The organism is Leisingera sp. CC-HEC093, assembly GCF_059429195.1.
The window spans coordinates 62084-87288 of record NZ_JCAIJR010000004.1; the positions used below are offsets into that span (position 1 = coordinate 62084).

Genomic DNA, 25205 nt, shown 5'->3' on the forward strand with positions numbered 1-25205 from the left:
ATACTGTATGATGGTATACCATATTACGGCAACTGGAATCAGACAGGAAAGATCCGCCCATGCCCGCCGAAATCCGCAAGACGCTGCTGCATGTCGAAGAAACCCTGATCGAGGGCGGCAAGGCGGCGGAAACCCCGCTCAAGATGATTGCCGCGGTGGCGGTGATCAGAAACCCCTGGGCCGGGCAGGGGTTTGTCGAGGATCTGCGCCCGGCAATCCAAGACTGCGCGCCGGGGCTGGGCGAGAAGCTGACCGCGATGATCCTGGAGGCCGCAGGCGGCGGCGACCGGGTGGAGGGCTACGGGAAATCCGCCATCGTCGGCGTCAATGGCGAGGTGGAACATGCCTCTGCCCTCATTCACACGCTGCGCTTCGGCAACCACTTCCGCGAGGCGGTGGGGGCGAAATCCTACCTCGCGTTCACCAACACCCGTGGGCCAGTCAATGCACCCTTGCAGATCCCGCTGATGGACAAGAACGACGGCGGGCGGCGCAGCCATTACCTGACCATCCAGCTGTCTGTGGCCGATGCGCCGGGGCCGGATGAGATTGTGATCGCGCTTGGCGCCTCCATCGGCGGGCGGCCGCATCACCGCATCGGCGACCGCTATCAGGACCTGAAGGAACTGGGCCATGACGCTGACAACCCTGCAGCTGTCTGAACCATACGGCACTGTCACCTGCGTAAGGGCAGGGCAGGGGGCGCCGCTGGTGCTGATCCACGGTGTCGGCATGCAGTCGGCAGCCTGGGGGCCACAGGTCGAGGCGCTGAGCTTGACCCATCAGGTGATCGCGCTGGACATGCCCGGCCACGGCGGCAGCGCGCCGTTGCCTGATGGCGCGGAACTGCCGGATTATGTGGCCTGGCTGCACGGCGTTCTGCAGGCTCTGGACTTGGGGCCTGTGTCGTTGGCAGGCCATTCGATGGGGGCGCTGATTGCGGGCGGTTATGCTGTCAGTCATCCAAAGAACGTGTCCCGCGTGGCGCTGCTGAACGGGGTGTTCCAACGCTCAGGCGAGGCCAGGGCGGCTGTTGAAGCGCGCGCCGCGGAAATCCGCGCGGGCAGTTTTGATCTGGAAACGCCGCTGGCGCGGTGGTTCGGGGAGAGCGAGGCTGACCAGGCGGTCCGCGCGCAGGTGGCTGGATGGCTGTCGGCGGTGAACCTGAACGGCTATGCCGCCGCCTATACCGCCTTTGCCCGCGGCGACAGCACATATGCGGACGGGTTTGGCGGCATCCGCTGCCCGCTCTTGGCGCTGACCGGCGATGGCGATCCGAACTCGACGCCGGAGATGGCGCAGGCCATGGCTGCCGCCGCGCCGCAGGGCAGGGCGGTTGTCATCGACGGCCACCGGCATATGGTCAACCTGACCGCCCCCGCAGAGGTCAACGCCGCCTTGCGGGACTGGCTGAACGAAGGGGAGGAGCCGTCATGAGCGATATCGACCCGAGATCTTTACGCAACGCCTTTGGCACCTTCATGACCGGTGTTACTGTGGTGACGGCGCATGACCCGGATGGAAACCCCATCGGCTTTACCGCCAATTCCTTCACCTCGGTGTCGCTGGACCCGCCGCTGGTGCTGGTCTGCATCGCCAATTCCTCCAGCAATTACGCCGCGTTCGAACAGGCCGAGGGCTTTGCCGTCAATGTGCTGGCAGAGGACCAAAAGGACGTCTCCAACACTTTTGCCCGGCCCGTTGAGGACCGTTTTGCCGCCGTCAGCTGGCAGAACGGGCCGCAGGGCAGCCCGGTATTTGCGGGCGTTTCCGCCTGGTTCGACTGCTCCATGCACAACCGGGTGGAGGCGGGCGACCACCTGATCCTGATCGGCCGGGTGGAGGCGTTTGAGACCTCGCCCGCGCCGGGGCTGGGCTATGCCCGCGGCGCCTATGTGACGGCGGCGGCAGAGGCCGAGGCCCTCAGCCAGGGCGCCAAGCTGATCGTCTCAGCCTTGATCGAGCATGAGGGCAAGGTGCTGCTCTTGGGCAACGATCAGGGCAAGCTGACGCTGCCGGAAACCCGGGTGGGCAAGGAGGGCGCCTCCGCAGCGCTCGCCCGGCTGATTGCCGGAACCGGCGTCGAGGCGGAGCCGGGGTTCATCTATTCAGTCTTCGAGGACGAAGCGCGCGAACATCAGCACATCTCGTTCCTGTGCCAATCGGCCGGCGGCACACCGGCCAAGGGCGTTTTCACGGCCCTGACCCAATCCACGCTGATGGATATCGCCGATGCGGCGGTCTGCACCATGCTGGAACGGTTCGCCAGTGAGGCCCGGATGGGCAATTTCGGGGTGTATTACGGCAATCAGACCAGCGGGCAGGTACGTCCCGTTGCCAAAGGGAGCAAGGGCGCATGAAATTTTCCCTCTTTGCGCATATGGAGCGGATCTCCGAAGATCAGGATCAGAAGCAGCTGTATGACGAGTTCATACAGCTATGCAAAATCGCCGATGACGGCGGCATGCACGCGGTCTGGACGGGCGAGCATCACGGGATGAATTTCACCATCTCGCCAAACCCGTTCCTGAACCTCATTGACGTGGCGCGGCACACCAGGAACGTGCGGCTGGGCACCGGCACGGTGATTGCGCCGTTCTGGCACCCGATCCGGCTGGCCGGTGAGGCGGCGATGACCGACATCATCACAGATGGCCGCCTGGATCTGGGCATCGCGCGAGGTGCTTACAGTTACGAATATGAACGCATGATGCCCGGCATGGACGCCTGGGAGGCCGGCCAGCGGATGCGCGAACTGATCCCGGCGGTACAGGGCCTGTGGCGGGGCGACTACGCGCAGGAGGGGGAGTTTCATTCCTTCCCGAAAACCACCTCCTCGCCCAAGCCGCTGCAGGAAAACGGCCCGCCGATCTGGGTCGCGGCGCGCGATCCCAACAGCCATGAATTCGCGGTGGCCAATGGCTGCAATGTTCAGGTGACACCGCTGTGGAAGGGCGATGAGGAGATCGCCGACCTGATGGGCAAGTTCAACGATGCCTGCGCCAAGCACAGCGATGTTCCGCGGCCCAAGATCATGCTCTTGCAGCACACCTATGTCGCGGACAGCGCGGCGGATGTGAAACGCGGGGCGGAGGAGCTGAACCGTTTCTACAACTACTTTGGCGCATGGTTCATGAACAAGCGGGATGTCAGCCAGGGCTTGATTGATCCGCTGAGCGAAGAGGAGATCGCCGCGCATCCGTTCTACTCGCCCGAGGCGATGGAGCGCGATCTGGTGATCGGTGAACCGGCGGCGGTGATCGAGCGGCTGAAAAAATACGAGGCCCTGGGTTATGATGAATACGCGTTCTGGATCGACAGCAGCATGAGTTTCGAGCGCAAGAAAGCCTCGCTTGAGCGGTTCATCGCGCAAGTGATGCCCGCGTTTCAGTAAGGGAGAGGGCTGATGCAGACCTTCCAGCAGTATATCGGCGGCGCTTTCGAGGACGCAGGCGAAACCTTTGACAGCCTTGATCCCGCGACCGGCAAACCCTGGGCGCGGATGCCAAGCGCATCGGCAGGCGATGTGGACCGGGCGGTCAGGGCTGCGGAGGCTGCGTTTTTCTCCCCTGAGTGGGCCGGGATGAGTGCCACCCAGCGCGGCAAGCTGTTGATGCGGCTGGCCGATCTGGTGGCGGAAAACGCGCAGCAGCTGGCAAAGCTGGAAACCCGCGACACCGGCAAGATCATCCGCGAGACCTCGGCCCAGATCGCCTATGTGGCGGACTACTACCGCTATTATGCAGGCCTCGCGGACAAGATCGAGGGCGCGCATCTGCCGATCGACAAGCCGGACATGGAGGTCTGGCTGCGGCGCGAGCCGGTGGGGGTTGTGGCCGCCATCGTGCCGTGGAACTCGCAGCTGTTCCTGTCCGCCGTGAAAATCGGCCCGGCGCTGGCAGCGGGCTGCACGGTGGTGCTGAAAGCCTCGGAAGTAGGCCCGGCGCCGATGCTGGAATTTGCCCGTATCTTTGATCAGGCGGGTTTCCCGGCTGGCGTCCTGAACGTGATCACCGGCGGGCCGGAGGCGGGTGCGGCGCTGACCAGCCACGCATCGGTCGCCCATGTCGCCTTTACCGGCGGGCCGGAGACCGCGCGCCATATCGTGCGCAACTCGGCGGAAAACCTTGCCTCCACTTCTTTGGAGCTGGGCGGCAAGTCGCCCTTTATCGTGTTTGACGACGCCGATCTGGAAAGCGCGGTGAATGCACAGGTGTCGGGGATCTTCGCCGCCTCCGGGCAAAGCTGCGTCGCGGGATCGCGGCTGGTGATCCAGAAGGGCATCAAGGACGCGTTTCTGAAGCGGTTGAAGGAGAAAGCCGAAGCGGTGGTGATTGGCGCACCGGATGACATGGCGACGGAGGTCGGGCCGCTCTGCACCCTGAAACAACGCGACCATGCGCTGCGGCTGATCGAGGCCTCGGTTGAGGCGGGTGCCAAGCTGGTCACTGGCGGCAAGGCGGCAGAAGGGGAGGGGTTCTACTTCCCACCGACGGTTCTGGATTGCTCCGATGCGCCGGAGGCGCCCTGCCTGTCCACAGAGTTCTTTGGTCCGGTGCTGTCGGTGGTGGAGTTCGGGACCGAGGCCGAGGCGATGGAGATTGCCAACAGCACCGCATTCGGCCTGGCCTCCGGCGTGTTCACCCAGAACCTCACCCGCGCGCACCGGATGATCCGGGGCATCCGGGCGGGGATTGTCTGGGTCAACACCTACCGCGCGGTCAGCCCGATTGCGCCCTTTGGCGGCCACGGCCTGTCCGGGCACGGGCGCGAAGGCGGGCTGCAGGCGGCGCTGGACTACACCAAGGTCAAGACGGTCTGGTTGCGCACCAGCGACGATCCGGTCCCGGACCCTTTTGTGATGCGCTGATCTGCGCAGGCGGAAACGAGGGGGCTGCCTGCCCCCTCGCGCTCCCCCGGGGATATTTCCGGCCAGAAGAAGGCGGGATCCACGCTTGGCTGCAGCCCTGAGCCTATGTGGCGCCGCGGGGCGGGCGTGCTATCTGATGGCGCAGACCCGGAAGGGGAGCGCTTTCAGATGAAGATCAGGTCCCGGCGTGTGATTGTGCTGGGCGGCACGGGCTTTCTCGGCCGCCGGGTGGTGCGGCGGCTGCAGCAGCAGGGCTGCAGCGTCAGCGCAGGCACCCGCACGCCCGGGGCGGCGGTCCCGGACGAATGGGCGCCGGGGGTGGCGCAGGTGCCGCTGGACCTGGCGGAGCAGAGCGTGATGGCGCGCGCACTGGCAGGGGCGGACTGGGTGGTCAACTGCATCGGGTTCTACGCTGAGACCCGGCAGCAGAGCTTTCAGGATGTGCATCTGGCGGGGGCGCGCGGGATTGCCCGGCTGGTGCAGGAGACCCCCGGCCAGCGGCTGGTTCATATCTCCGGCATCGGCGCCAGCCTGCATTCGCCCTCTGCCTATGTGCGGGCGCGGGCCGAGGGCGAAGTGGCGGTGCGCAATGCCTGCCCGGATGCGGTGATTCTGCGGCCCAGCGTCCTGTTCAGCCGCAGCGGCGCCTTTTTCGGGGACTTGCAAAAGATCGTTGAGAAACTGCCGGTTATCCCGTTATTCGGCACCGGCCGCACCCGGCTGCAGCCAGTCTGGGTCTACGACGCGGCAGAGGCTGTGGCCCGTGTGCTGGACGGGCCCCGCGCGCAGCGCAAGGTCTATGAGCTGGGCGGGCCGGAGGTCTTTACCTACCGGGAAATCCTGCAGCGGCTGGCTGCCCGGAGCGGCCGCCGCCGCCTGCTTCTGCCGGTGCCTTATGCGCTGTGGCGGATTGCGGCGGCACTGCTGGCAAAGCTGCCGCATCCGCCAATCACCCCGGCGCAGGTTGCGCTGATGCGGCAGGACAATACCGCAGGCGAGGGGATGGCGGGGTTCACCGATCTTGGGATTGCGCCGCGGTCTGCAGTTGAGATGGGCCTGCTGTAGGAACGGGGGGTGCCGTGCGTGCACCCCCTGTACACCTTCTGTGCACCCCCCCGTGCACCGGCCGCCGCGGCGGCAGGCAGCTTGGGTCAATCGCAGGCGGCGGTCACGATGATTTCCACCTTCAGCACTTCGCGCGCCAGCTTGGCCTCGCCGCAGGCGCGGGCCGGGGCGTGGCCTTCGGGAACCCAGGCGTTCCAGACCTCGTTCAGCTCGGCGAAGTAGGACATGTCCGACAGCCAGATCACGGTTTGCAGCAACCGTGTCTTGTCGCTGCCGGCCTCTGCCAGCAGGGCGTCGACTTTGGCCAGGATTTCGCGGGTCTGCTCTGCGGCGGTTTCGGCCTCGGACACCTGGCCGCTGAGGTAGACGGTGCCGTTGTGCTTGACGATCTTGCTGGCGCGCGCGGTGGTGCCGATACGGGTGATGGTCATGATTTCTGCCTTTCCTTGCGTAAGCTGCCGCGGTCATAGCGGCGGCAGCTTACGGCGGAAAGGGGCAACAGCCAGATCAGCCGGTCAGATCGCGCAGGTTTTGGCGGCCAGTTCGTCAATCAGCACCCGCTGGTTTTCGCTGTAGTCCACCGGCACGTCGATCAGATGCACGCCGCCTGCGGCAAAGGCTGCCTCGAACGTTGGTGCCAGGTCTTCGGTCCGGGTGATCCGGTGGCCGGTGGCGCCGTAGCTGGCGGCGTATTGCACGAAGTCGGGGTTGTTGAACTGCAGCCCCCAGTCGGCAAAGCCGACATGCGCCTGTTTCCAGCGGATCATGCCGTAGGAACTGTCGTTCAGCACCGTCACCACCAGATTGAGGCCCAGGCGGACAGCGGTTTCCAGTTCCTGGCTGTTCATCATGAAGCCGCCGTCGCCGCAGATCGCCATCACCCGCCGGTCGGGGTTCAGCTGCGCCGCCATCATCGCCGAGGGCAGCCCGGCGCCCATCGTTGCCAGCGCGTTGTCCAGCAGCACGGTATTCGGGTGGTAGGCCTTATAGTTGCGGGCGTACCAAAGCTTGTAGATGCCATTGTCGAGCGCGATGATATCGCAGTCATCCATCACCTTGCGGGTGTCGGCGACCAGCCGCTGCGGGATCACCGGGAAGCGCGGATCATCGGCGCCTTGGGCAATGTGGGTGTCGGTCTCTGCCTTCATGCGCTGGTAAAAGCTGCGGTCGCAATCCAGCGGCCCGCCGAGGATTTCGCCCAGTTGGGTGATGCTTTGCGCCAGGTCGCCGACCACCTCCATCTGCGGGAAATAGACCTGATCGACCTGCGCCGCCTTGTAGTTCACATGGATCACCCTGGTGCCGCCGTGCTCCATGAAGAAGGGCGGCTTTTCGACCACGTCGTGGCCCACGTTGATGATCAGGTCAGCGCGGTCAATGGCGCAGTGCAGGTAATCGCCGTCCGACAGCGCCGCGGTGCCCAGGAACAGGTCGGAGCGTTCATCTGCCACGCCCTTGCCCATCTGGGTATTGAAGAAGGGGATTTGCACCTGATCGATGAAATCGCACAGTGCCGCGCGCGCCTTGCGCCGGTTGGCGCCGGCGCCGATCAGCATCAGCGGCATCTTGGCGGCGCGGATCATCTCCGCCGCTTCCTGGAGCACGCTGCCGCTTGCCACTGCGTAACTGCGCGGGGTGGGGGAGAGGACCTGGGCGTCGGTCTCCTCTGCTGCGATGTCCTCTGGCAGCTCCAGCAGCACCGCGCCGGGGCGTTCCTCCTCTGCCACGCGGAAGGCCTCGCGGATCAGGGCGGGGATGGTGTTGCCGTGCACGATCTGGCGGGACATCTTGCAGACCGGATCAAAGAGGTTGACCACGTCGATGATCTGGAACCGGCCCTGTTTCGATTTCTTGATCGGCTTTTGCCCGGTGATCATGATCAGCGGCATAGCGCCCAGATGGGCATAGGCCGCGGGTGTCGCCAGGTTGGTGGCGCCGGGGCCAAGCGTGGCCATGCAGACGCCGGGCTTGCCGGTGAGGCGGCCATAAGTCGCCGCCATGAAACCTGCGCCCTGCTCGTGGCGGGTCAGCACCAGCTGGATTTTCGAGGTACGCAAGGAGTCCAGCAGATCGAGGTTTTCCTCGCCTGGAACGCCAAAGACATAGTCGACGCCTTCGGCCTCCAGCGCGGCGACGAGCAGGTCAGAGGCTTTGGCGGGGCGGGCGGAATCTGGCATGGAATCTCCTGTCGGGTTCGGAACGGGGGTTATTGCGCGGCGTGCTGCTGGGCGGCCTGTTCGGGGAACAGTTCCGCCATCGAGACGGAGCGGCCGGTGTCCAGCACGATCCGCGCGTGGTAGCGTTTCAGCAGCCGCGGTTCCGCCACGCCGCAGCTGTGGGCGATGGTGGTGGCCTCCTTGACCATGTTCTTGGCATAAGCGGCGACCCGGTCCGCTTTGCTGCGGGGGGCGAGGCCGAACTGCAGCTTGGGGTCATGGGTTGTGATACCGGTGGGGCAGGTGTTCTTGTTGCATTGCAGCGCTTGGATGCAGCCGAGCGCGAACATGAAGCCGCGGGCGGAGACAACGAAATCGGCACCGGCGCAGAACGCCCAGGCCACCTCTGACGGGTTGATCAGCTTGCCGCTGGCGCAGACCTTAATGCGGCCGCGCAGGCCATAGCGGGTGAGGACGTCGACCGCCTTCGGCAGGCTTTCGCGCAGGGGCATCCCCATGTTGTCGATCAGGCTCATCGGGGCGGCGCCGGTGCCGCCGTCGGCGCTGTCGATGGTGATGAAATCGGGGGCGCTTTCGGCACCGCGGGCCAGGACCTCCTGGCACAGGCCCTCAAGGAAACCCTGGGCGCCCAGCACCGCCTTGAAGCCTACCGGCTTGCCCGTGACCCCGCGCACATAGGCGATCATGTCGAGCAGTTCGCCCACGGTGGCGGCCTCCGGGTGGCGGTTGGGGCTGATCGCGTCCTTGCCCGGCGTCAGGCCGCGGATGGCGGCGATTTCCTCAGTCACCTTGGCGCCGGGCAGGATGCCGCCCTTGCCGGGCTTGGCGCCCTGGCTAAGCTTCAGTTCGAACATGCGGACGGTGTCATGCGCCGCCACCTTGCGCAGCTTGTCCTCGTCAAAGCCGCCCTCCGGATTGCGCACGCCGAACTTGCCGGTGCCGATCTGGAACACGATGTCGGCGCCGCCCTCCAGGTGGTAAGGCGACAGCCCGCCCTCGCCGGTGTTGAGCCAGATGCCGGCCTTTTTGGCGCCATGCGACAAGGCCCGCACGGCGGGGACGGAGATGGCGCCGAAGCTCATGCCGGAGATGTTGAAGACAGACGATGTGGTATAGGGCGTGCGCGCATAGGGGCCGATGGTAACGGGCGCGGGCGGGGTGGTGCCATGTTCGAGGTCCGGGAAGGGCGCGTTGGCGAAATAGACGGTGCCTGCCGGGCGCAGATCGCGGGTGGAGCCGAAGGCGACGGTGGAATTCACATTTTTGGCCGCGCGGTAGACCCAGGAGCGTTCGGCGCGGTTGAACGGCATTTCCTCGCGGTCCAGGGCAAAGAAATACTGGCGGAAGAATTCACCCAGATGCTCGAACAGATAGCGGAAGCGGGCGATCACCGGGTAGTTGCGGCGCAGGGTGCTGGCGGTCTGGGTCTTGTCGCGGATGTAGAGCACTGCAACCAGCAGCAGGCCCGCGCCGATGGCAAAGATGAAGATGTAGGACAGAAACTCGAGCAGCGCCAGGACGGTGCTGGATAGCTGGGACATGGGTTCCTTCGCTCCTTTGGGGCCGGCCGGGGGGCTGGCATTAACCCGTCAAGACTGCGCCATTGCGGCGGGATTCGCAGCCACGGGACGGTCACAACCTCGGGAGCCGCGGGCGCGGGCGGGCGGCTGTCCACTGGTAACGTGCAGCGGCCCGCAAAGGTTCCGCCCGGCGCGGCCCTGCGGGGGTACTGCGGCAAGGCGGGGAAAGTTGTCCAGCCTGAGGCGCTGTGCGGCGCGCGTTGCAAGCCATTGTGAACGCGGCCTGTGCGGTCAGCGGGGCATCTTTCCTTGCGCAAAGGCGCGGGCGGCGGCCACGGCTTCCGGGTCGGGCTCAACCCCGGTGAAGCCCAGCAGATAGCCTTCCAGCCGGGCGGTGCGGGCCTGCATCGGTTCGCGCACCTCCAGCGCGTGATAGCCGCATTGCATGTAGTAGAGAATGCGCGCGCGGGCCTCCGCCTCATAGGCGGCATAGCCGTGGCGCTCATACATGGCCGTGACCGCGGCCAGCCGCTGCGCATCCGCCGCGTCGATCCGGTTGCGCACCTTACCGTCGCGGCGCGACCATTCGCGGACCGCAAAGTCGAGGCTGGCGTCGAACAGGTCCGGGTCGACAAAGCAGCGGAAGAAATTGCAGACCGCCCAGGAGATATTGGCGGCGGGCAGATCGCAATGGTCGAGGATGGGCGCGGTGTTGCGCGCCTCCCAATCGTCCAGCAGCGCCTCCAGCAGGTGGTTGCGGCTTTTGAAGTACCAGTAGAAGCTGGAGCGCGAGACGCCGAGCCGTTCGCCGATTGCCAGCACCTTAACCCCGGCCACGCCCTCGCTGACCAGAAGGTCGCGCGCCACGTTCAGCCAGTCCTCAGGCGTGACTTTCACATGGCCGCTGAGGGGTTCCTTATCGGGGTTGTCCCGGTGCAGCACCGGGGCGGCGCGTCTGGCCATGTCAGCTCTCCGGCGGGGCGCCGCCTTCTGCGGTGCGCTTGGCGATGAAGCGCTTCAGGGCTTCGGCGCGGGTTTCATCCGTTGCGGGCCGGTTATCACGGGCCAGGATGTCCTTCCAGACCCGGGTGGCGCGCTGGTTGGCGTCCAGGGCACCGCGTTCTGTCCAGGTGCCGAAATTGGCGTAGTCATGCACAACCGGCTGATAGAATTCGGTGCTGTAGCGGTCCATGGTCTGGGGCGCGGCAAAGAAATGCCCCTGCGGCTCCACCTGTGTCAGCGCGCTGGCGTAGCCGATTTCCTCCGTGCCTGCCTGCGCGCCGGCGCAAAGCTCGGCAATCATGTTCAGCACTTCGGCATCGGTGATCAGCTTTTCATAAGACACCGACAGCCCGCCCTCCAGCCAGCCGGCGGAGTGGATGATCACGGTGGCGCCGGCCATCAGGCAGCCCCAAAGGCCCATCTGGTTTTCATTGGCCGCCTGCACATCATTGCAGTTTGAGGCCGACCGCCACGGCAGGCCAAGATGCCGCGCCAGCTGACCTGCCGCCAGCGAAGCCTGAAAATGCGCGGGCGTGCCGAATGCAGGCGCGCCGGATCTCATGTCCACGTTGGAGGTAAAGGTGCCGTAGCACACCGGCGCGCCGGGATTTGCCAGCTGGGTGAGGGTCAGGGCGGCCAGCACCTCTGCATGGCTGAGGGTGATGGCACCTGCAACGGTGATCGGTGCCATTGCGCCCATCAGGGTGAAGGGTGTGATGATCGAAACCTGCCCGTGGCGTGCAAAGTCGATGAGGCCCTGCGCCATCGGAATGTCCAGCGTGCGCGGGCTGTTGGTGTTGATGATGGTGTAGCAGCGCGGCTCAGACCGGAATTCCGCATCCGACAACCCGCGGAAATCGCGGATCATCTCGAAACAGTCCATCACCTGCGGCGTGCCGCGCGAGAAGATGAAGGGGAACTTGTCGGTCCGGGTCATCTGCGCCTCGGTGGTGAAATAGTGGCGCAAGTGGATGGGGACGTCCTGCGGCTCCACCTGGGGAGAGATCATGTGGAAGACGTCAAAGTGATGGGTGAGCTGCAGGTATTCCAGGTAATCCCGGGCTGAGCCGGGGCGGCGGCCGCGTTCCAGATCGGTGGCATTGGGCGCGCCTGCACCGGCCTGAAACACCAGGCTGCCGAGTTCCAGCGTGATGTCGCGTTCACGGCTGCCCGCCCTGCAGGTGATTGAGCGGGGGGCTGTGGCCAGCGCCGCCTCGATGATGTCGCGGCCGATATAGACCATTTCGGTGTCTTCATCGACGCGGGCGCCGCCGTTGGCATAGATCCGGCGGGCCTCAGGCAGCAGCACCTTCATGCCCAGTTCCTCGAGCATTTTCAGCGTGGTTTCGTGCATCTCCGCAATCTGATGCGGCGGGAAGACCTCCATCATCGGGAAGGGGTTTTTCAGTTGGCGGTAATTTACATTGCGCTGCGGGGCAGGGGCGGCGTCGCCCCCGCGCGCCCGCCGTCTGCGTCCGCGGGCGGCGCCGGTGTTTTCGATGGTCATAGCCTCAGCCTCTCATCGCTGTGCCGGATGGGTCGTAGGGAGAGGGTGCAATCACCCGCGCGGCGCGTTCCTGGCCGACGATATGGACGGTCAGTTCGGTGCCTTTTACTGCCGCCTTGCGGTCCACCATGGCCAGGGCAAGCGACTTGCCCGTGGTGTGGCCATAGCCGCCGGAGGTGACAAAGCCGACGCGGGTTTCGCCGTGCCAGACAGGTTCGTAGCCGCTGGCATCGGCGTCCGTCGCTTCGATTTCCAGCGTCACCAGCATTTGTGCGGGGCCGCCTGTCTCGCGTTCCTTTAGGGCTGCTTCGCGGCCGATGAAGTCCTTGTCCCAGTCGATCCAGCGGTCCATACCGGTCTGCGCCGCTGTATAGCCTTGGGTGAATTCTGCGCTCCAGATGCCAAAGCTTTTCTCCAGCCGCAGGCTTAGGAGCGCGTTGAAGCCGATTTCGCGGATGCCAAGGTCCGCGCCAGCCTCCAGCAGGGTGTCACGCAGGGTGATGTGTTCGGCAGAGGAGCAGTGGAGTTCATAGCCCAGTTCGCCCGCGACAGAGAGGCGGCCAACCTTGAGGCGCAGCATGCCGATGTCGAAGGTGCCGCAGCCCATGAAGGGCTGGTCAGCGATGGGGCCATCGGTCAGTTTTTCCAGCACCTTGCGGCTGTTCGGGCCGGACAGGCTGAAGCCGGTAACGGCATCGGTCACATCGCGCAACTCGACCGCTTCGTCCATGTGGTCCTGGAACCAGCGCATGTGCCATTCGCGCAGGTAATAACTGCCCATGATCCACCAACTGCCATCGCCCCAGTTGAAGACGGTCAGATCGCCCTTGAGGCGTCCCTCTGACGACAGTATCGGTGCCAGTTTGGCACGGCCCGGTTTGGGCAGTTTTGAGGCGATGATGCGGTCGAGCCAGGCTTCGGCGCCTGCGCCTGAAACCTCAAACCGGGAGAAGGCGGAGATGTCCAGAAGGCCCACGGCCTTGCGCACCGCCCTGCATTCGTCTGCGACGATCCCAAACGCGTTGGAGCGTTTCAGGGTCGGGGTTTCGGTGAAATCATCAGACGGGGCAAAGTACAGCGGGATTTCCAGCCCGTAACTTGCGCCCCAGCGGCAGCCTGCGCGGGTCATGTCCGAATAGGCGGGGGCTTTTTTCAGCGGGCGGCCTGCGGGCAGCTGCTCGTTCGGGTAGGTCATCACAAAGCGGCGGGTGTAGAACTGGCCTGTGGTTTCCTTAATGAAGCGCTTGTTCTGGGCGTAGTCGCCGAAACGCGCCACATCCATGCCGAAGACATCCGCCTCCGGCTCGCCATGGATCATCCATTCTGCCAGCGACTTGCCGACGCCGCCGCCCTGCAAAAAGCCTGCCATCACGCCGCAGGCGCACCAGTAGCCGGGCTTGCCGCGCACCGGGCCGACCAGCGGGTTGCCGTCCGGGGCAAAGGTGAAGGCACCGTTGACCCAGGTTTTGACGCCGGTGGTTTGCAGCGCCGGGTAGCGTTCGAAGCCCAGCGTCAGTTCGCGCTCGATCCGGTCCGGGTCCTCCTGCTGCAGCTCGAACCCGTATTCCCAGGGCGCGCCGTCCATCATCCAATGCTGGTGGTCAATCTCGTAGATGCCCAGCAGGATGCCCTTCTGGTCCTGCCGCATATAGGTGAAGCCTTCGAGGTCGACGGTCATCGGCACCTCGAAGTCGAGCCGCTCCAGCGCGGGAATGGTGTCGGAGATCAGGTAGTGATGGTTGAGCGGCGAGACCGGCAGTTCAATGCCCGCCATCCGGCCCACCTGCTTGGCCCAGAGGCCCGCGGCGTTGACCACATGCTCGGCGTGGATGGTGCCCTTTTCGGTGACGATTTGCCAGCCGCCCTCCACCTGGTGCAGCTCCAGCACCCGGTTGTTCTCAATCACTTCCGCGCCGCGTTTCTTGGCAGCACCCGCATAGGCGTGCACGGTGCCGGTGGTGTCCACATAGCCCTCGCGGTCGGCCCACATGCCGCCGAGGATGCCGTCGGTGGACATGATCGGGCACAGCTCTCCCGCTTCCTGCGGGGTGATCAGGCGGCAGTCGTCGATACCGATCGACTGGAAGGTGCGGTAGGCCGATTGCAGCCACTCCCAGCGGTCCGGGGTGCCTGCCAGCGTCATGCCGCCGGTCATATGCATGTCGACGGTCTGGCCGGATTCCTGTTCGATCTCCGATAGGAGGTCGATGGTATAGGCCTGCAGCGAGGCGATGTTCGGGTCCGCGTTCAGCGCGTGAAAGCCGCCGGCGGCGTGCCAGCTGGACCCGGCTGTCAGCACTGAGCGTTCGATCAGGCAGACGTCTGTCCAGCCTAATTTCGCCAAGTGATAAAGGACGGAGGCGCCGACAACGCCGCCCCCGATAACAACGGCACGATAGTGCGACTTCATGGCCTTGCTCCCTGTCTGCCGCCGCGGAACACCCGGGGAGCAGCCCCGAATCTTCCTTTTGGACATTTCTGTCCAATTCATCAGCGATCCTGGACAGTCTTGTCCGGAGAAATCTGCGGGAGCGTTCCGCGAGTGTGTTACGGGCCGGGTGCCCCGGCACCGGATCCGGCTTCTGCCCAGATGCCCGTGCGCAGGGTCTGAGGGGCAAAGCCGCCGGGACCGGTGCGCCAGGGCAGGGCGGTTTCCAGCCACAAGCCTTGGTGCAGGGTGAATTGCCAGCCGCGCTGTGCGCCTTCAAAGGCGGCCACATCCGGGTGGTCCGGTTCCAGCAGCGTCACGGTGCCGGTCAGCAGCAGAAGGCTGCCGGTTTCAAAGTCCGGAAAGACCAGGCCCGCGCGCGGGTTCAGCAGGAAATTTCCCAGCGTGTTAAAGTGGTTGTTGCCGCGAAAATCCGGGATGGTGAGGGTGTTGCCCGCCACGCGGACAAAACCGGGCCGCCCGCCGCGATGGGAGACATCGACGCCTTCGCGTTCCGGGTCTGCGGCGGCGGGGATGTGGCTTGCGACAAAGAACGTATCGGCCTGTGCGATCCGCGCGCTGTGCTGCGGCGGCAGTCCGGTAAAGGCCTGCGAGGGGGCAGGGGGCAGGTCAGCGGCGGGGATCAGATCGCGCTCCTGGATATACTGCGGGCAATTGCCAAAGGACTGGTCCACCCGCAGGGTGAAGCCGTCCGGGCCTGCCGCCGTGACCCGCCCGTTCAGCCGGTTGCGGCGGCGGCTGTGCAGTTCAATCCCCAACAGCCCAAGCGATGCGCCCGCGCGGACAGCGGCCTGGACCGGATCCCCCTTGGCGGCGCGCAGCGTGACCTGCAGGTGTTCCGGGTCCGGCGATACGGCAAAGCCGGGGGGACCGCTGAGCAGGCTGGCCCAGGGCCAGCCGTCATCGTCCACGGCGCCGGCCGCCAGGAACGGCAACTGGGCGAAGAACTCCCGGTGCTCATCAGGCATGAAGGGGCGGATCATCCGGCGGCCCAGGGTTTCTGCCATGTCGCGCTTGCCCGCGCGGCGCTGCATTTCCTGTTCGCCCGCGTGGAAGGGCGAGGGGCTTTCTGCGTCATAGAGCATGGGAGCCTCCTGTGTCTGGACAAATACGGCGGCGGCCCCTGAGGCCGCCGCCTGCTGGATCAGGCCGCGAGGCCAACCTTGGTGGCGGGCATCGGCTTGAAACCTTTCAAACTCTCGATATTCGCCAGCAGGGCGCGGACGTTGGGGTAAGGCTCCAGCGAAATGCCTCCCTCCGGCGCGTGGGCGATGTAGGAGTATGCTGCCACGTCGGCGATGGTGGGAGTATCCCCGACCAGGAAGCGGCGGCCCTCCATATGGGCGTCGATCTTGCCCAGCACGCGGGCCGCGACGGTGGCGCAGAATTCTGCATCCAGCGGGGCGTTGAAGACAGTAATCAGCCGCGCCGCCGCCGGACCGAAGGCGATTTCACCTGCCGCCAGCGTCAGGAACTTCTGCACCTCGGCCTCCTGCACGGGATCAGAGGGCAGCCAGATGGGCGCGTATTTACGGGCGAGGTAGACCAGGATCGCGTTGGAATCGCTGATGACGGTGTCGCCGTCCTCGATCACCGGCACCTGGCCTGCGGGGTTCAGCGCCAGGAAGGGCGGCTGCTTGTGCTCGCCAGTGGCGAGGTCGACGTTCACCACCTCATGGGCGATGCCGGTGAGGCTGGCGAACAGCTCCACCCGGTGGGCGTGGCCGGAGAGGGGAAAGCTGTGGATGCGGATTGGAAGTGCCATGTCTGGGGTCCTTTGCTGCGGCAGGGGCCGTTGGTTTTCTAAGACACCGGGAAGATACACCGCGCTGCATTCGGCGATAATATTCCAATTCAGGGAAAGATTATGTACATCTTGTTCATAGATGGCATCGGAGGCCCATGATGGACAAGCTGGACTGCATGCGTGCCTTTGCTGCTGTGGCGGCGCAAAGCTCCTTTACCTCCGGCGCCCGGCAGCTGGGGATCAGCACCAAGCTGGCCAGCAAATACGTCGCCCGTCTGGAGGAGCAGCTGGGTGCACAGCTGTTGAACCGGACCACCCGCAAAGTAACCCTGACCGACACAGGCCGGGCCTATCTGGAGCGCTGCCTGCCGCTGCTCGCGCAGTTCGATGAGCTGGAGGATGTGGTGCAGCTGCGCCAGCAGGAGCTGGCAGGCCCCATCCGCATCACCGCGCCAACCGGCTTTGGCAGCCGTGAGCTGGTGGAAGCGCTGCAGCCGTTCCAGCAGGCCCATCCCAAGGTTTCGGTGGAGCTGGTTTTGTCCGACCGGCATTTGCCGATGCTGGAGGAGGGGGTTGATCTGGCGGTGCGTTTCGGCGCCTTGAAGGATTCGACGCTGGTGGCGCGCAAGCTGTGCAGCATGCGGCTGGTGGTGGTGGCCTCGCCCGGCTACCTGGCGGCACAGGGCGAACCGGCAGAACCGGAGGCGCTGGCCGCCCGCAACTGCCTGCTGCAGATGACTTCGCCGCAGCCGGATGCCTGGGTGTTTGGCCAGGGGGCTGCGCAACGGACCATCGCCGTCGGCGGCAGCTTCCGGGCCAACTCGCCCCGGGCGGTCGTGCATATGGCCGCGCGCGGCCTCGGGATTGCCCGCTGCCCGCATTACACCGCGCTGCCGTTCCTGCGCGACGGCAGGCTGCAAGTGCTTTTCGAACAACAGGAAACCGATCCTGCAACGCTGTACGCCGTCTACCCGTCCAGCCGCCACCTGACAGCGCGGATCCGGGCGCTGATCGATCATCTGGCGGCCTGTTTCGGCCCGGGCTGACCGGTGCCGCCAGCACGGGGCCTGCAGCGCTGTTTCATCTTTCCCAAAGTGCTCCGGGGAGCGCGAGGGGCCGGCCCCTCGCATCTGCAACAGGCGATCCAGCACGCAAATGCGGCAATTAGGGAAACAAAATTGCCCTATATATTTTATACTTGAAATATATGTTCAAGCCTGCGTAGGCTTATCGCAAGGGCTGGCGCAAGATCAGCCGAAAGGATGCGGGCTGCGGCGGGTCTTGGCTTCTGCCGGGGCGGCGTTAAAGTCGCAAGCATTTGATCAAGAACCCAGGTCCCAAGGGCCGGGGCATATTCAGGGAGGAAAGACGTAATGAAGACCATTCGGATGCTCGCCATGGCAGCGGCGGTCCCGGCGCTGGCGGCTGCGGCCCAGGCCGACACCAAGATCGGCATGATCACCACCCTGTCCGGCGGCGGCGCGGGGCTGGGCGTGGATATGCGCGACGGCTTCATGCTGGCGATGGAACAGGACGGCCGGGAGGGCGTCGAAGTGGTGATCGAGGACGATCAGCGCAAACCCGACGTGGCGGTGCAGATCGCCGACCGGATGATCCAGTCCGAGAAGGTGGACATCATGACCGGCATCATCTGGTCGAACCTGGCGATGGCGGTGGTGCCTGCAGCAACCGCGCAGAACGTGTTTTACCTGTCGCCCAACGCTGGCCCCTCGGCTCTGGCGGGCAAGCGCTGCCATCCGAATTACTTCAATGTCGCCTGGCAGAACGACAACCTGCACGAGGCCGCAGGCGCCTATGCCAATGAGGCGGGGCTGAAGAACAGCTTTATCCTGGCGCCGAACTATCCGGCGGGCAAGGACGCGCTGACGGGCTACAAACGGATGTACGGCGGCGAGCTGGCCGGTGAGATCTATACCAAGCTGGGCCAGACCGACTATGCTGCCGAGATTGCGCAGATCCGCGCCTCAGGTGCTGACTCGGTCTATTTCTTCCTTCCCGGCGGCATGGGGATTTCCTTCCTCAAGCAATATGCGGGCAGCGGCGTCGATCTGCCGGTGGTCGGCCCGGCGTTCTCCTTTGACCAGGGTATCCTGCAGGCGGTGGGTGATGCCGCGCTGGGGGTGAAGAACACCTCGCAGTGGAACAAAGACATCGACAATGAGGCCAACGCCGAATTTGTCGCCTCCTTCCAGGAAAAATACGGCCGCTTGCCGTCGCTGTATGCCAGCCAGGGCTTTGATACCGCCAACCTGATCCTGAGCGCGCTGGACAAGGCGGAGGCCTCTGACGCCGATGCCTTCCGCGCGGCACTGAAGGCGGCGGAGTTCGCATCGGTCCGCGGCGATTTCAAATTCGGTGACAACCACCACCCGATCCAGGACATCTATGTCCGCGAAGTGATCAAGGAGGGCGGCGTCTATACCAATAAGATCATCGCCACCGGCCTGAGCGATCATGCCGACGCCTATGCAGGCGAGTGCAAGATGTAAGATGAAACCGGGCGCGGGAAGGCGCTGGCCTCTCCGCGTTCGCTGACTTTCTCCCGGCAGAGCTTCCAAATGACTTATATTCTTGTTCTGGAGCAGATCCTGAACGGGCTGCAGCTTGGCGTCATGCTGTTCCTGATGGCGGCTGGCCTGACGCTGGTGTTCGGGGTGATGGGGCTGATCAACCTGGCCCATGGCTCGCTCTATATGGTGGGCGCCTTTGCAGCCGCCGCGGTGGCGGGCTGGACCGGGTCCTTCCTGCTGGCGCTGATGGCAAGCCTTGCTGCCGCCGCCGCTGCGGGTGCGCTGATGGAGCTGGTGGTGATCCGGCGCCTGTACCGGCGCGACCATCTGGACCAGGTGCTGGCGACCTTTGCGCTGATCCTGATCTTTTCCGAGGGCACGCGCTGGCTGTTCGGCTCCTTCCCGCTGTTCCTTGATGTGCCGTCCTATCTGTCCGGACCCATAAGCCTGCCGGGCGGCATTGAATACCCGCTGTACCGCCTGACGATCATCCTGATTGGTTTGGGGGTCGCTGCCGGGCTGTTCCTGCTGATTGCGCGCACCCGCATCGGCATCCAGATCCGCGCGGGCGAGGCCGACCGGGAGATGATTGCCGCGCTTGGCGTCGATATCTCCAAGCTCTACACACTCGTGTTCGCATTGGGCGCGGCGCTGGCCGGGCTGGCGGGCGCGCTGGTGGGCGCGATCCAGTCGGTGCAGGTCGGCATGGGGGAGCCGGTGCTGATCCTCGCCTTTGTGGTGATCGTGATCGGCGGCATCGGTTCCATCAAGGGCGCCTTGGCCGGGGCGCTGTTGGTTGGGATGACCGATACGCTGGGCGGCGTGTTCCTGCCGCAGCTCTTTGGCCTGTTCATGGATCCGGCCAGCGCGGCCTCTGCCGGGGCGTCGCTGGCGTCGATGCTGATCTACATTCTGATGGCGGCGATCCTCTTGGTGCGCCCCTCTGGCCTTTATGGAGGGAGCGCATGATGCTGACCCGGGAAAGCCTGCTCAACTGGGCAATGATTGCGGCGCTGCTGATCGTGCCGCTGTCGGCCTGGAGCCTGGATGAGCCATTTATCATCACATTGGCCACCAAGGCGGCGATCCTGGCGCTGGCCGGGGTGGGGCTGAACATCGCCCTTGGCCTTGGCGGGCTGATCAGCCTGGGCCATGCGGCGTTTTTCGGGATTGGCGGTTATGCCATGGGAATCCTGGCCGCCCACGCCCAGAACTATGAGCCGCTGTTTGAATGGCCGTTTCTGTTTGAGGGCAGCAATCAGATGCCGCTGATCTGGCTGGTGGCGGTTGTTTTTAGCGCGCTCGCGGCGCTGGTGATCGGCGCGCTGTCCTTGCGCACCTCTGGCGTCTATTTCATCATGATCACCCTCGCTTTCGGCCAGATGCTTTATTACTTCGCGATCAGCTGGAGCGCCTATGGCGGCGAAGACGGGCTGTCGATCTGGGTGCGGAATGAATTCCCCGGCCTCAACACTTTGGATCCGATCCAGTTCTTTGCCATTGCTTATGTGATCCTCTGCCTGGCGCTGGTTTTTGCGGCGCGGCTGGCGCGGTCGCCCTTCGGGCTGGCGCTGGCGGCGGCGCGGCAGAACGAGGATAGGGTGCAGGCGGTGGGCCTCACGCCGTTCACGTTGCGGCTGACGGCCTTTGTGATTTCCGGTGCCATCACCGGGCTGGCGGGCGCCCTGTTTGCCGATCTCAACCGCTTTGTCAGCCCCACCATGCTCAGCTGGCACACCAGTGGCGAGATCATGATTTTTGTGATCCTTGGCGGGGTGGGGCGGCTTTACGGGCCGGTCGCAGGTGCTGCTTTGTACATCATGCTTGAGCATCTGCTGGGCGGCATCAGCGACTACTGGCAGATCTTCCTTGGGGTGCTTCTGCTGCTCATCGTGCTGTTTGCCCGCGGCGGGCTGATCGGGGCGATTGCAGGACGGGAGAAGGCGCATGGCTGATATGGTCTTGAAAACCGAGCGCCTGAATAAGAGCTTTGGCGCATTGCAGGCGAGCCGCGATGTCTCGCTGGACCTGCGGCCCGGAGAAATCCATGCGCTGATCGGCCCCAATGGCGCGGGCAAGTCCACCCTGATCAAGCAGATTGCGGGCAACCTGGCGCCGGACAGCGGCACGGTGGAGCTGCTGGGGCGTGATGTGACCGCACTGGACACCGTGGCGCGGGCGCGGATGGGGCTGGGGCGGACGTTTCAGATTTCCGCGCTGGCGATGGAATACACGGTGCTGCAGAACGCGGTGCTGGGGGCGCTTGGCGGGAAGGGCCGCCCATTCCGTTTTTTCCGTAACGTGATGAAGGACGCGGCGCTGCAGGAGACCGCCCGCGAGGCACTGGAGCGGGTCGGGCTGACAGGTGATGCCAACCGCCGCACCGCCGACCTGTCGCACGGCCAGCGCCGCCAGCTGGAGGTGGCGGTGGCGCTGACCCTGAAACCCAATCTGTTCCTGATGGATGAGCCGATGGCGGGCCTGGGCACCGCCGGGTCGAAGGCGCTGACCGGGTTCCTCGACGGGTTGAGGCAGGAGGCGCCGATCTTGCTGGTAGAACATGACATGGACGCGGTTTTTGCCCTGGCGGACCGGATCAGCGTGCTGGTCTACGGCCAGATCATCGCCACCGGCACCGCGGATGAGATCCGCGCAAATGCCGAGGTGCGCCGCGCCTATCTGGGAGAGGAGGACGCCGCATGAGCCTGTTGTCATTGCAAGGGGTTGAGGCGTCCTATGGCCCGGCGCAGGCGTTGTTCGGGGTCGATCTGGAGATCGGCGAGGGCGAAGTGGTGGCGCTGATGGGCCGCAACGGCATGGGCAAATCGACCACCATCAAAACGATCTGCGGGATGCTGGCGGCCTCCAAGGGGGCGCTGCGGTTCGACGGCCACGACCTGCGCCAGCTGCCGTCGCACAAGATCGCCCGGCTGGGGGTCGGTCTGGTGCCCGAGGGGCGGCGCTGCTTTGCGCCGCTGACGGTGGAGGAAAACCTGACCGCCGCGGCCCGCCCCGGCCCCTGGGATATGGCCAAGGTGGCAGAACTGTTCCCGCGGCTGGAGGAGCGCCGGGCGCAGGCCGCCGGGTCGCTGTCGGGCGGCGAGCAGCAGATGCTGACCATTGGCCGCGCCCTGATGACCAACCCGCGCCTTTTGATCCTGGACGAGGCGACCGAGGGGCTGGCACCGGTGGTGCGGCAGGAGATCTGGGCGGCGATTGCCCGGCTGAAACGCGAGGCGGGACTGGCGATTCTGGTGGTGGACAAATCGCTGAAGGAGCTGTCGGCCATCGCTGACCGGGCGGTGATCCTGAACAAGGGCAGCAATGCCTGGGAGGGCCGGATTGCAGAGCTGCCCGCGGACGCCGCGGACCGGTTCCTGGGGGTCTAGGCTGCTGTTGCAATCATCCGCTCAGGCTCGGGCGGCGGGATCAGCATGGCGATGGCGCCTGAAGCCATGACCAGTCCATGTCCGCTCGTCCTCGCTACCTTATGCAAGGAGAGTGGCGCTGTTGCACAAATCAGCTGATGACCGCAGTTCCCCTTTCCCGGATACACTTATCCCAGGGCCACGGTGACCGGGATGCCGAGGGCAGTGAAGCTGTTCATGACCGCCGCCCGGATCTGAACTTCGGCAACCTGGCGGTCGAAGTCGCGTGACATCAGCCTCTGTCCGAGCAGCTTCACGCAGTTCATTTTCGTCTCCACCCTGCTACGTCGGTGGTAGCCGCTCCAGTTCCGCCACAGCGCCCGGCCAAGATACTTTGAAGTCCGCAGGATCTCGTTGCGCGCTCGGGCTCCTGCCGTGTCCGGCTTCCAGGGTCTCGCGTTGCGGCGGGGCGGAATGATTGCTGCTGCGCCGCGGCCGGCGACGGCGTCGTGGCAGGCGCGCGTGTCGTCGGCACCGTCTGCTGTAACGGTGGCGATCTCCTGATCCGGGGGCAGCTGGGCAAGCAGGTCCGGCAGCATCGGCGCGTCGCCGACATTGCTGGAGGTGACCTCGACCGCCCGGATCTCCAGCGTTTCCTCATCGATCCCGAGGTGGATCTTGCGCCAGACCCTTCGTTTCGAGCCGCCATGCTTGCGCGTGTGCCACTCGCCTTCGCCTTCCACCTTAATGCCGGTGCAGTCCACGAGCAGATGCAGCGGCCCCTTGGAACCGCGATACGGGATCGTCACGTTCAAGGTCTTCTGGCCCCTCTCGGCAGATTTGCCTTGCAAATCGCCTGCCGGGCAATGGGACGTGACAGAGTGCTGAAGTCCGGCGCGGACCAGCCGAGCCCGGACAGTTCGAGCAGGCTCGCCACGAAACCGGTCGCTTGGCGGAGCGGCAGCCCGAGGAGTGTCTTGAAGGTGAGGCAGGCCTGGATCGCAGCATCGCTATAGGCCTGCTGACGGCCGCGGCGCCCCGACGGAATGGCCTCCCACTGCATCGAGGGATCGAACCAAAAGGTCAGTGATCCGCGCTGCCTCAGTGCCTGATTGTAGCTTTGCCAGTTGGTGGTCTTGTAGGTCGTCTTCGGAGGTCTGCTCATGACTTCCGGCTACTACATTGGATTCACGAGGTGAATCCCTCAACCTTTTGTGCAACAACGCCCCTGCTTGGGAGAGGGAGCAATTACCGTTTGCAGCAGTTGAAATTCGGAATTGCGAGTAAAGAGATTTTGGACGAATGGCCAAATCGGCATCCGCTCTTTGAACTATCAGAAGGCGGGAAAAAGGAGTTCTTATTGCAGAACCCAAATCTCTTCGGGTACGACGTGAAGATAACCTGCTGGCCCAACCTTCCAATTTATTCAAACTTCAAGGATTCCCATAGCTGCTTGGGAGGAGCCGTCAGATCTAGCGGTGTGTCTGTCCAGTTCTCATTCTTTACGGGAAGCGACCTGGAAAGTCATTGGCCGAAACCTCCTGAGAGTTCAACAGAAGCGGACTGGTCAGTTTGGATTGACCCGCTTCGTGACCTTGAGGGCGCTGTGAACAAACTATTAAGTGATGGAAAGGATGCAGGCATATGCAATTGAGTGACGCGCAATTGGAATTTCTTACTGCTTTAATGGAAGGGAATTTTACCGGCGAGTATATTAACAGTCCGAATGGCTTTGTTGCACAAATTCCGCGAGGGATTCATCTTGTGGATCCAGAGTGATAGCAGGGGAGCATGGGCAGTTGGGCCCCGACGAAGTACAAGACCAGGAACTGGCCTTCGTATAACGCAGCATTGAAGCAGCGCGGATCGCTGTCGATTTGGTTTGACCCGGAGATGATCTGGGAGCCACCACCGAGCGGCACGCGAGGTCGCCAGCAGCGTTTCAGCGACTCTGCGATCCAGACTTGCCTGACGCTGAAAGTGCTGTTCGGGATGCCGCTTCGGCAAACGACCGGGGTCGTGCAAAGCCTTCTGCGGCTGGTTGGACTGGACTGGACAGTGCCCGACTATAGCACCCTGTGCCGCCGCCAGAAGACGCTGAACGTGAGCCTGCCCTACCAGGGTGGCACTGGCCCGCTGAACTTGCTGATCCCCTCTCGTGACATCACTGCGTGATGCACTGCCGGGCGGCGGACAGCACCGGCATCAAAGCGGAGGGCGAAGGTGAGTGGAACGCGCGCAAGCATGGTGCGCCCAAGCGCCGCCTCTGGCGCAAGATACACATAGGAATTGACGAAGAAACGCTGGAAGTGCGGGCCGTGGAGGTCACGACCAGCAATGTGGGTGACGCACCGATGCTGCCGGAGCTACTCGACCAAATTCCACCCGGTCAGAGCGTCGGATCGGTGACCGCAGACGGCGCTTACGATACGCGCAAATGCCATGACGCGATTGCGGCGCGAGGGGCTTATGCCGTGATCCCGCCACGTAAGAATGCCAAACCCTGGAAGCCCACGAGTGCCGGGGCCATCGCCCGCAACGAAGCGGTCAATGCTTCGCGTTACCTCGGCCGCGCGATCTGGCGACGATGGAGCGGATCCCACCGCCGAAGCCGCGTCGAGAGCAAGATGAACTGCATCAAACTCCTCGGCCAATCCCTGATGGCGAGAGACTTTGAGCGGCAAGTCGCGGAAGTCCAGGTCCGCGTCGCGGTTCTCAACCGCTACACGGCTCTTGGCATACCTGTCACAGAGCCCGTAGGATAAGTCCGTCCGGGGAAAGGGGAAGTGCGCTCACAAACCGATTTGTGCAACAAAGTCCAACAAGGAGCAAAGCTGGTCCGCTTTTGTTGTCTGGGCTTCGCACTTGCAGAATTTTAGTGAACTACCGTTTCCCTGAAGGTTTTTCGATGTGGGCCGGGGTGCAACTTTGCCTTCAGAGCTACGCGCGGCCCGCGTTGACAAACCTCG

The 25205-nt window shown here is 64.4% G+C and carries 21 protein-coding genes and 2 pseudogenes; 14 read left to right on the forward strand and 9 right to left on the reverse strand.

The genetic code is table 11. From position 1 onward, the window contains the following. The first annotated feature begins 59 nt into the window (after positions 1–59). From AC5STB_RS21570 to AC5STB_RS21595, 6 genes are all read left to right on the forward strand, one after another. A complete protein-coding gene (locus AC5STB_RS21570; RefSeq protein ID WP_495444918.1) occupies positions 60–662 on the forward strand; it encodes an amino acid synthesis family protein in 603 nt (200 codons plus the stop codon). Then, positions 634–1437 carry an alpha/beta fold hydrolase gene (locus AC5STB_RS21575; RefSeq protein WP_495444919.1) on the forward strand — a complete coding sequence of 268 codons (804 nt, stop codon included), beginning with the start codon at positions 634–636 and terminating at the stop codon, positions 1435–1437. Before AC5STB_RS21570 ends, AC5STB_RS21575 begins: the two co-directional genes overlap by 29 nt. Further along, the gene (locus AC5STB_RS21580; RefSeq protein ID WP_495444920.1) at positions 1434–2360 is read left to right on the forward strand and encodes a flavin reductase; all 927 of its coding nucleotides are present in this window, start codon (positions 1434–1436) and stop codon (positions 2358–2360) included. The genes AC5STB_RS21575 and AC5STB_RS21580 overlap by 4 nt, the downstream gene beginning before the upstream one ends. Continuing rightward, on the forward strand, positions 2357–3394 hold the full coding sequence (locus AC5STB_RS21585; RefSeq protein WP_495444921.1) for an LLM class flavin-dependent oxidoreductase: 1038 nt from the start codon (positions 2357–2359) through the stop codon (positions 3392–3394). Before AC5STB_RS21580 ends, AC5STB_RS21585 begins: the two co-directional genes overlap by 4 nt. Before the next feature lie 12 nt (positions 3395–3406). Further along, the gene (locus tag AC5STB_RS21590) at positions 3407–4870 is read left to right on the forward strand and encodes an aldehyde dehydrogenase (RefSeq protein WP_495444922.1); all 1464 of its coding nucleotides are present in this window, start codon (positions 3407–3409) and stop codon (positions 4868–4870) included. Positions 4871–5038: 168 nt separating this feature from the next. After that, positions 5039–5935, forward strand: coding sequence for a complex I NDUFA9 subunit family protein (locus AC5STB_RS21595; protein WP_495444923.1), 897 nt, complete (start codon positions 5039–5041; stop codon positions 5933–5935). An 86-nt stretch (positions 5936–6021) separates the two neighbouring features. Here the strand turns inward: AC5STB_RS21595 and AC5STB_RS21600 are convergent, their stop codons facing one another. From AC5STB_RS21600 to AC5STB_RS21635, 8 genes are all read right to left on the reverse strand, one after another. Beyond that, on the reverse strand, positions 6022–6366 hold the full coding sequence (locus tag AC5STB_RS21600) for a RidA family protein (RefSeq protein ID WP_495444924.1): 345 nt from the start codon (positions 6364–6366) through the stop codon (positions 6022–6024). Between the two features lie 84 nt (positions 6367–6450). After that, complete coding sequence (locus AC5STB_RS21605; RefSeq protein WP_495444925.1) at positions 6451–8112, reverse strand: acetolactate synthase large subunit; 1662 nt, start codon at positions 8110–8112, stop codon at positions 6451–6453. A gap of 29 nt (positions 8113–8141) precedes the next feature. Beyond that, complete coding sequence (locus AC5STB_RS21610) at positions 8142–9653, reverse strand: FMN-binding glutamate synthase family protein (protein ID WP_495444926.1); 1512 nt, start codon at positions 9651–9653, stop codon at positions 8142–8144. 270 nt (positions 9654–9923) lie between these two features. Further along, complete coding sequence (locus AC5STB_RS21615; RefSeq protein ID WP_495444927.1) at positions 9924–10595, reverse strand: TetR/AcrR family transcriptional regulator; 672 nt, start codon at positions 10593–10595, stop codon at positions 9924–9926. A 1-nt stretch (position 10596) separates the two neighbouring features. Then, positions 10597–12141 carry a trimethylamine methyltransferase family protein gene (locus tag AC5STB_RS21620; RefSeq protein WP_495444928.1) on the reverse strand — a complete coding sequence of 515 codons (1545 nt, stop codon included), beginning with the start codon at positions 12139–12141 and terminating at the stop codon, positions 10597–10599. Positions 12142–12145: 4 nt separating this feature from the next. Continuing rightward, positions 12146–14551, reverse strand: coding sequence for a GcvT family protein (locus AC5STB_RS21625; protein WP_495444929.1), 2406 nt, complete (start codon positions 14549–14551; stop codon positions 12146–12148). A gap of 137 nt (positions 14552–14688) precedes the next feature. Continuing rightward, entirely contained in the window at positions 14689–15675 is a 987-nt protein-coding gene (locus AC5STB_RS21630; RefSeq protein ID WP_495444930.1) for a pyridoxamine 5'-phosphate oxidase family protein, read from the reverse strand. A gap of 59 nt (positions 15676–15734) precedes the next feature. Beyond that, positions 15735–16355: a glutathione S-transferase family protein gene (locus AC5STB_RS21635; RefSeq protein ID WP_495444931.1), complete on the reverse strand. Its 621-nt coding sequence runs from the start codon at positions 16353–16355 to the stop codon at positions 15735–15737. 140 nt (positions 16356–16495) lie between these two features. Between AC5STB_RS21635 and AC5STB_RS21640 the strand changes: the two genes are divergently transcribed. The 6 genes from AC5STB_RS21640 to AC5STB_RS21665 all read left to right on the forward strand — a co-directional run bounded on the left by AC5STB_RS21640 (position 16496) and on the right by AC5STB_RS21665 (position 22257). Continuing rightward, positions 16496–17383: a LysR family transcriptional regulator gene (locus AC5STB_RS21640; RefSeq protein ID WP_495444932.1), complete on the forward strand. Its 888-nt coding sequence runs from the start codon at positions 16496–16498 to the stop codon at positions 17381–17383. 327 nt (positions 17384–17710) lie between these two features. Continuing rightward, positions 17711–18847 carry an ABC transporter substrate-binding protein gene (locus tag AC5STB_RS21645; protein WP_495444933.1) on the forward strand — a complete coding sequence of 379 codons (1137 nt, stop codon included), beginning with the start codon at positions 17711–17713 and terminating at the stop codon, positions 18845–18847. Between the two features lie 69 nt (positions 18848–18916). Then, positions 18917–19837: a branched-chain amino acid ABC transporter permease gene (locus AC5STB_RS21650; protein ID WP_495444934.1), complete on the forward strand. Its 921-nt coding sequence runs from the start codon at positions 18917–18919 to the stop codon at positions 19835–19837. Continuing rightward, positions 19834–20823, forward strand: a complete 990-nt coding sequence (locus tag AC5STB_RS21655) for a branched-chain amino acid ABC transporter permease (protein ID WP_495444935.1) — start codon at positions 19834–19836, stop codon at positions 20821–20823. Before AC5STB_RS21650 ends, AC5STB_RS21655 begins: the two co-directional genes overlap by 4 nt. Next, entirely contained in the window at positions 20816–21571 is a 756-nt protein-coding gene (locus AC5STB_RS21660; protein ID WP_495444936.1) for an ABC transporter ATP-binding protein, read from the forward strand. Before AC5STB_RS21655 ends, AC5STB_RS21660 begins: the two co-directional genes overlap by 8 nt. After that, entirely contained in the window at positions 21568–22257 is a 690-nt protein-coding gene (locus tag AC5STB_RS21665; RefSeq protein ID WP_495444937.1) for an ABC transporter ATP-binding protein, read from the forward strand. The genes AC5STB_RS21660 and AC5STB_RS21665 overlap by 4 nt, the downstream gene beginning before the upstream one ends. Before the next feature lie 167 nt (positions 22258–22424). On the opposite strand, the pseudogene AC5STB_RS21670 reads toward AC5STB_RS21665, so the two are convergent. Next, positions 22425–23401 (reverse strand): annotated as a pseudogene (locus tag AC5STB_RS21670) (IS5 family transposase). Between the two features lie 479 nt (positions 23402–23880). Between AC5STB_RS21670 and AC5STB_RS21675 the strand changes: the two are divergent. Further along, positions 23881–24015: a hypothetical protein gene (locus tag AC5STB_RS21675; protein WP_495444938.1), complete on the forward strand. Its 135-nt coding sequence runs from the start codon at positions 23881–23883 to the stop codon at positions 24013–24015. Between the two features lie 12 nt (positions 24016–24027). Beyond that, positions 24028–25001: pseudogene (locus AC5STB_RS21680) on the forward strand (IS5 family transposase). Positions 25002–25205: the final 204 nt, after the last annotated feature.